This window comes from Streptomyces sp. NPDC051310 (genome assembly GCF_044455245.1).
Taxonomy (GTDB): Bacteria; Actinomycetota; Actinomycetes; order Streptomycetales; family Streptomycetaceae; genus Streptomyces.
On the sequence record NZ_JBITEO010000049.1, the window covers coordinates 1 to 8,259 of the forward strand.

1 protein-coding gene and 1 pseudogene are annotated in these 8,259 nt (G+C 73.8%); both read right to left on the minus strand.

Translation table 11 applies throughout. The features are described 5' to 3' along the window. Positions 1 to 4,115: pseudogene (locus ACIA79_RS33435) on the minus strand (type I polyketide synthase); the annotation flags it as partial. 44 nt (positions 4,116 to 4,159) lie between these two features. Further along, on the minus strand, positions 4,160 to 8,259 hold a 4,100-nt coding region (locus ACIA79_RS33440), incomplete at its 5' end, for an SDR family NAD(P)-dependent oxidoreductase (RefSeq protein WP_399432191.1).

Consider the following 8,259-nt stretch of genomic DNA (forward strand, 5'->3'; position numbering starts at 1 on the left):
GTGCCCTCGGGGTCGAACGACGTCACCGCCGCACCGGCCGACGCCCGGGACAGCCGCGGCGCCAGCACGCGACCACCGCGCACCGCCACCTGCGGTTCATCGGCACCCAGCACCGCGCCCCAGTCCGGCTCATCACCGTCGGGACCGAGGTCCACGAGGACGAACCGGTCCGGATGCTCCGTCTGCGCGCTGCGCACCAGGCCCCACACCGCTGCCTGCGCGACATCGCACGCCTCGCCGTCGACGGCGACGGCGCCACGGGTCACCACCACCAGCCGGGCACCGCCCGGCCATTCGCCCGCCAGCCACCGCTGCACCAGGACAAGGGCCCGGGCGGCGGTGGCGCGCGCCGAGGCGGGGGTGTCCTCACCGGTGGTGGGTACGGCGGCGAGCACCGCGCGCGGCGCGGGCGCGCCCTCGGCGAGCGCCCGCTCCAGGGCGTCCAGGTCCGGGTACGTACCGCCTTCGCCGATCCGGACGACGTCCGGGGCACCGGCGGCGGGCCCGGTCTCGATGCGCGTCCAGTCCACCGAGTACAGCGACTGCCGCGCGTCGCCGCGCGCACCGTCGATGCGTTCCTGCTCCACCGGGCGCACGACGAGGGAACGGACGGACACCACCGGGGCGCCGTTCTCGTCGACGGCGTCCAGCCGCAGCGATGTGTCGCCGGTCATGGTGGAGCGGACCCGGAGCCGCGAGGCGCCGGGGCTGTCGAGCCGCACACCGCTCCAGCTGAACGGCATGAGGTGCGCGGCGGCGTCGCTCCCGGTCAGCAGGATGACACCGCTCTGCAGGGCGGAGTCGAAGAGGGCGGGGTGGATACCGAAGCCGTCGTGCCCTTCGGGGAGGGTCACTTCCGCGTAGGTCTCGTCACCGTCGCGCCACACGGCCTCGACGCCGTGGAACAGGGGCCCGTAGTCGTACCCGAGGTCAGCGAGACGGCTGTAGAGCTCGTCGACGGGCATCGGTTCGGCGCCCTGGGGGGGCCACTGCTCCGGCCAGGCCGGAGCAGGCGCGCTCCCGGTGCCGAGGGGGCCGAGGGTGCCCCGGGCATGGCAGGTGGTCCCGGCCTCTCCGGTGGCGTCCTCCGGCCGCGAATAGATGGCCACCTCACGGCGGCCGTCCGCGGCGGACGCCCCGACGGTGATCTGGAGGTGCCGGGTGATGCCGTCCTGGACGAGCAACGGCGATTCGAGCACCAGCTCGTCCAGCACCGGCGCACCCGCACGGTGGCCGGCGGCCAGGGCGAGCTCGACCAGACCCGTGCCGGGCACCACCATGGTGCCGAGCAGCAGGTGCTCCGTGACCCAGGGCTGGCTCTCGGTGGAGAGGCGACCGGTGAACACCCATTCGTCCCGGTCGCCGACCTGCACGGCCGCGGCCAGGAGAGGGTGCTCGACGCCGACGAGCCCGGCGGCCGAGACATCACCCGTGGCGGTGCCCGGGGTCAGCCAGAACCGCTCGCGCTGGAAGGCGTACGTGGGCAGCTCCACGCGCCGCGCGCCCGTCCCGGCGAACACCGCGTCCCAGTCCACACCGACGCCGGCCGTGTGCGCCCGGCCGAGGAAGGCGGCGAACGTCTCCCGCTCACCGCGCTTGGCCCGCAGGGCGGGCACGAACGCCGCCTCGGAGTCCTCCACGCACTGGCGCGCCATCGCGCTCAGCACAGCATCCGGGCCCAGCTCCAGGAACCGCCGAACACCCAGCTCCCACAGCGTGCGCACACCGTCGGCGAAACGCACCGCCTGACGGACATGGCGTACCCAGTACTCCGCGTCGAAGGCCGTCACCAGCTCGCCGGACACGTTCGACACGACCGGGATACGCGGCTCCGCGTACTCAAGCCGCTCGGCGACCGCGCGGAACTCCGCCAGCATCGGCTCCATACGCGGCGAGTGGAACGCATGCGACACCCGCAGGCGAGACGTCTTACGCCCCTCCCAGCGCGGCAGCCACTCCTCCACCGCGTCCTCGTCACCGGATACGACGACCGCGAGCGGCCCATTGACGGCCGCGATCTCCAGACGGCCCTCGAAACCGGCCAGGGACTCCGCGACCTCAGCCTCGTCGGCCTGGACGGCGACCATCGCACCACCGGCGGGCAGCGCACCCATCAACCGGCCACGTGCCACCACCAGTTCGGCCGCATCCGCCAGCGACAGCACACCCGCCACATGCGCGGCAGCGATCTCACCGACCGAATGCCCGATCAGGAAGTCCGCACGAACCCCCAGCGACTCCGCCAGACGGAACAGCGCCACCTCGACCGCGAACAACGCCACCTGCGTGAACTCCGTCGAGTTCAGCACATCACCATCAGCCGCCAGCAACTCCCGCAGCGAGCGACCCAGCCGCGGATCAACCTCCGCACACACCTCCGCCAGCGCCCGCTCGAACACCGGGAACGCCTCGGCCAGCTCCAGGCCCATACCGGCCCGCTGAGACCCCTGCCCCGTGAACAGGAACGCCGACTTGCCCGCAACAGCGGACTCACCCACCACGTCGGCCAGCCGCGCCAGCAGCTCGTCCCGGTCCCCGGCGACCACCACGGCCCGCCGCTCCAGCAGCGCGCGCGAGGTCACCAGCGAGTACGCCGTGTCGACCACGGACAACTCCGGCCGCGACAGCAGGTGCGACCGCAGCCGCTCAGCCTGCGCCCGCAGCGCCGCGTCATTGCGCGCCGACAGCACCACCGGAAGCGCACCGGCCGGTCGCCGGACCTCCTCGGCGGGAGCGTCCTCGGAGGGCTCCTCGGCGGGAGCCTCCTCGAGGATCAGGTGCGCGTTGGTCCCGCTCACGCCGAACGACGAGACACCCGCACGGCGCGGACGACCCTCGACCTGCCATTCACGGGCCTCGGTCAGCAGCTCGACGCGTCCGGAGTGCCAGTCGATGTGCGGGGAGGGCTCGTCCACGTGCAGCGTGGGCGGCAGCACGCCGTGCCGCATCGCCATCACCATCTTGATCACACCCGCGACACCCGCCGCGGCCGAGGTGTGACCGATGTTCGACTTGATCGAGCCGAGCCACAGCGGGTCACCGGCACGCTCACGCCCGTACGTCGCCAGCAGGGCGTGCGCCTCGATCGGGTCACCCAGCTTGGTGCCCGTGCCGTGGCCCTCGACCGCGTCGATCTCGACCGGGGACAGGCCGGCCGAAGCCAACGCCTGCCGGATGACCCGCTCCTGGGAGGGACCGTTCGGCGCGGTCAGACCGTTGCTCGCGCCGTCCTGGTTGACCGCGCTGCCGCGGATCAGGCCGAGGATGTTCCGCCCGTTGCGCTTGGCGTCGGACAGCCGCTCCAGCACCACCAGGCCGACGCCGTCGGAGAAGCCGGTGCCGTCCGCCGAGGCCGCGTACGGCTTGCAGCGGCCGTCGCTGGCCAGGCCGCGCTGACGGCTGAACTCGACGAAGAGGAAAGGTCCGGCCAGGACCGTGACGCCGCCGGCGAGCGCCAGCGAGCACTCGCCGGCGCGGAGCGCGTTCGCCGCGAGGTGCAGGGCCACGAGGGAGGCGGAGCAGGCGGTGTCGATCGAGACCGCGGGGCCTTCCAGGCCGAGGCTGTAGGCGACGCGGCCGGACATGACGCTGCTCTGGGTGCCGGTCACCCGGAACCCTTCCAGTTCGGGCAGCGTCGACGGGCCGTAGTCGGAGGAGACCGTGCCGGCGAACACGCCGGTGTCGCTGCCCCGCAGCGTCGTCGGGTCGATGCCCGCGTCCTCGAACGCCTCCCAGGCGGTCTCCAGCGTCAGCCGCTGGGTGGGGTCCATGGCCAGCGCCTCGCGCGGGCTGATCCCGAAGAAGTCGGCGTCGAACGTGGTGACGGTGTCGACGAACCCGCCTTCCCGGGCGTAGGCGCTGCCCGGCCGCTCGGGGTCCGGGTCGTAGAGTCCGTCCAGGTCCCAGCCGCGGTCGGTCGGGAACGGGCCCATCGCGTCCCGACCGGACGCCACCAGCTCCCACAGCTCCTCCGGCGAGGTGACCCCGCCGGGGAAGCGGCAGCTCATGCCGACGATCGCGATCGGCTCGACGTCGCGCTGCTCCAGCTCGTGCACCCGCCGGTTGGCGGTGCGGAGTTCGGCGGTCACGCGGCGCAGGTAGGTGCGGAGTTTCTGCTCGTCGCTCATGGATCCACTCCGGCTGTCGTCCGTCATCCCGGTCATGCGGATCCGAGCTCCTTGTCGATCAGGTCGAACATCTCGCTGTCGGAGACGAAGTCGAGGTCGTCGTCGAGGTCGTCGCCGGGGTCGTCGTCGTGGTCGGTGTTCGTCTGGCTCAGCAGGGTCCGCAGCCGGTTGCTGAGCGAGCGCAGGCGCGGCTCGGCGCCGGCGAGCTGCTGCTTGTGGCCGGACACGGCGATCAGGAGTGCCTCCAGCCGCTGCAGCTCCTCGTCGAGCGGCGAGGGCCGCGGTCCGGACCCGGCTCCGCCGACCTCGGCGAGGATCAGCCGCGCGGTTTCGAGGGGGGTGGGGTGGTCGAAGACGAGTGTCGCGGGCAGGCGTATGCCGGCCACCTGGCTGAGCCGGTTGCGCAGCTCGACCGCGGCGAGGGAGTCGAAGCCGAGCTCCTTGAAGGCGCGCTCGGGGTCGATGGCGGCGGCGGACGCGTGGCCGAGCACGGAGGCGACCTGGGTGCGGACGAGGTCGAGGACGACCTGCTCGCGGTCGGCCTCGGGCACTCCGGCGAGCCGCCGCTCCAGCGACCGGTCGTTGTCGGCGCGGCGCGCGGGGGCTCGTACGAGACCGCGCAGCAGGGCGGGCAGCATGCCGGACCGGGCCTGGGTGCGCAGCGCGCCGAGGTCCAGGCGGACGGGGGCGAGCAGCGCGGCCTCCGAGCCGAGGGCCTGGTCGAACAGTTCCAGGCCGAGGTCCTGGGAGATCGCGCCGATGCCGGTGCGCTCCATGCGGGCGAGGTCGGTCTCGTCCATCTCGCCGGTCATGCCGGTGGAGTCGGACCACAGGCCCCACGCCAGGGAGAGGGTGGGCAGGCCGGCTGCCTGCCGCAGTGCGGCGAGCGCGTCGACGGCGGCGTTGGCGGCGGCGTAGTTGGCCTGGCCCGCGTTGCCGAGGAGTCCGGCGGCGGAGGAGAACAGGACGAACGCCGACAGGTCCATGCGGGAGGTCAGCTCGTGCAGGTGCCACGCGGCGTCCAGCTTGGGTCGCATGACGTGGTCGATCTGCGCGGGGCTGAGCGACTCGATGACGCCGTCGGCCAGCACGCCGGCGGTGTGGATCACCGCGGTGAGCGGGCGGTCGAGGGTGTCGAGGAGGCGGGCGAGCTGGTCACGGTCGGACACGTCGCAGGCGGCGACGCGTGCCTGCGCGCCGAGGGCGGCGAGTTCGGTGACCAGTTCGGCGGCGCCGTCGGCGGCCGGGCCGCGCCGGCTGACCAGCAACAGGTGGCGTGCGCCGTGCCGGGTGACGAGGTGCCGGGCGAACAGGGCGCCCAGGCCGCCGGTTCCGCCGGTGACGAGGACGGTCCCCTCGGGGTCGAGGGGCGCCGGCACGGTGAGGACGACCTTGCCGACGTTGCGGCCCTCGCGCAGGTAGCGGAACGCCTCCTGTCCGCGGCGTACGTCCCAGGCGCGGATCGGCGAGGGCGTCAGACTGCCGTGGGCGAACAGCTCGGCGATCTCGACCAGCATCTGCTGGATGCGGTCGGGTCCCGCCTCCATCAGGTCGTACGAGCGGTAGCGCACGCCCGCGGTGCGGTGGGCGACGGCCTCGGGGTCACGGATGTCGGTTTTGCCCATCTCGATGAAGCGGCCGCCCTCGGGCAGCAGTTCCAGGCTCGCGTCGACGAACTCGCCCGCGAGGGAATTGAGCACCACGTCCACGCCGGCACCGCCGGTGGCGGCGCGGAGGGCGTCGCGGAAGCCGAGGTCGCGGGAGGAGGCGATGCGCTCCGCGGGCACCCCGAGGGCGCGTACGGCGTCCCACTTGGCGGGGCTGGCGGTGGCGAAGACCTCGGCGCCCCAGTGGTGGGCGAGTTGTACGGCGGCCATGCCGACGCCTCCGGCGGCGGCGTGCACCAGCAGCTTCTCGCCCTTGCGCAGGTCGGCGAGGTCGACCAGGCCGTAGTACGCGGTCAGGTAGACGACGGGGATGGCGGCCGCCTCGGCGAAGGTGAGGTGCTCCGGCATGCGGGCGACGGTCTTGCGGTCGGCGACGGCGACGGGGCCGAAGGCGTCCATCACCAGACCGAACACGCGGTCGCCGGGCCGGAGGTCGGTCACCGCGGAGCCGACCTCCAGGACGACGCCGGCGGCCTCGCTGCCGAGGGGTGCCTCGCCCGGGTACATGCCGAGGGCGATGAGCACGTCGCGGAAGTTGAGGCCGGCGGCGCGGACGGAGACGCGGACCTCGCCGACGCCGAGCGGGCGGGTGCCGTCGGAGGGCACGATCGCGAGGTTCTCCAGGGAGCCCTTCTCCGTGCTGGCCAGCCGCCACGACTCACCGGACGGGCCGGCGGCCGGCCGTCCCAGGCGGGGTGCGAGCAGCGCGCCGCCGCGCACGGCCAGCTGCGGCTCGTCCAGCCCGGTCAGGGAGCTCCAGTCGGGCTGGGCGCCGCCGTCCGTGTCGACCAGGACGAAACGGCCGGGGTGCTCGGTCTGCGCGCTGCGCAGCAGACCCCACGCGGGGGCCTGGGCGAGGTCCACGGACTCGGCGCCGACGGCGACGGCGTGCCGGGTCACCGCCACCAGGGTCGCCTCGCCGAGCCACTCGCTGGCCAGCCACCGCTGGGCCAGGGCGACGGTGCGCTCGGCCACCGCGTGTGCGGCGTCGACGGGATCGTCCCCGGCCGGGGTCTCGATCTCGGCGAGGACCACGTCCGCGCCGGCGGCGCCGTCGGCGAGCGCGGCTTCGAGGGCGGGCAGGTCGGCGTAGCGCTCACCGGGTGCGTCGAGGTCACCGAGGACCACGACGCGGGCCTGGGACGACGTTCCCGTGACGGGCGCCCACTCCAGCTGGAACAGGGTGTTCTGCTCGCCCTGGGCGCGGCCCAGCTGCGCCGGGTCGACGGGGCGCACGGCGAGGCTGTCGACGGCGACGACCATGTGGCCGTTCTCGTCGGCGATGTCGACGCGGAAGGCGGACTCGCCGGCGTTGCCGATGCGTACGCGCACCCGGGAGGGCGCGGTGTTTCCGCACCGTACGCCGGACCAGGAGAACGGCAGGTCCGGGGCGGACGCCGGGTCCTTGTCCACCATGCCGGCGTGCAGCGCGGCGTCGAACAGCGCCGGGTGGATGGCGTAGCCGTCGAGGGCGGTGTCATCCGGGAGGGCGACCTCGGCGTACACGTCGGTGCCGCTGCGCCACACGGCCTGCACGCCCTGGAAGAGGGGGCCGTAGTCGAGCCCGATGTCGGCCAGGCGCTCGTAGAGGGCGTCGGCGGAGGACTCGACGGCCGCGACCGGCGGCCAGGAGGCGGGGAAGGGCGTCGCGGGTGCGGCTTCGGGGGCGATCCAGCCGCGTGCGTGCCGGACGACCCGGCGTTCGCCGTCCGGTCCGGTGCCGGTCTCGGCCAGGGAGTGGAGGGCGACTTCGCGCCGGCCGTCCTCGCCCGGCCGGCCGACGGTGACGCGGAGGTGGCGGGCGGTGCCTTCGTCGAGGGTCAGCGGGGATTCGAAGACGAGTTCGTCGAGGAGTTCGCAGCCGAGGTGGCGGGCCGCGGCGAGGACGAGTTCGACGAGTGCGGCGCCCGGCACGATCACCGTGCCCAGGACGACGTGGTCGCGCACCCACGGCTGCGACTCTGTGGAGAGGCGGCCGGAGAACACCCACTCGTCGCGGTCGGCGACCTCCACGGCCGCCGCGAGGACGGGGTGCCGCATGCGGTCGAGGCCGGCCGCGGCGACGTCACCGCCCTGCGCCGACGGCGTCAGCCAGTACGTCTCGCGCTGGAAGGCGTAGGTGGGCAGGTCGACGCGCTGGGCGCCCGTGCCCGCGTACACCGCCTGCCAGTCGACCTTCACGCCGATGGTGTGCGCCTGGCCGAGGGAGAGGAGGAAGCGGGGCAGTCCGCCCTCGTCGCGGCGCAGGGAGCCGACGACGGCGACCCGGCCGGCGGCGTCCTGTGCCTCGACGGTGTCCTCGACCGCCATGGTCAGCACGGGGTGCGGCGACACCTCGACGAAGCAGCCCATGCCCTTGTCGATGAGCGTGCGGATGGCGGGTTCGAAGCCGACCTGTCCGCGCAGGTTCCGGTACCAGTACCCGGCGTCCATCGTGGTGGTGTCGATGAACCCGCCGGTGACGG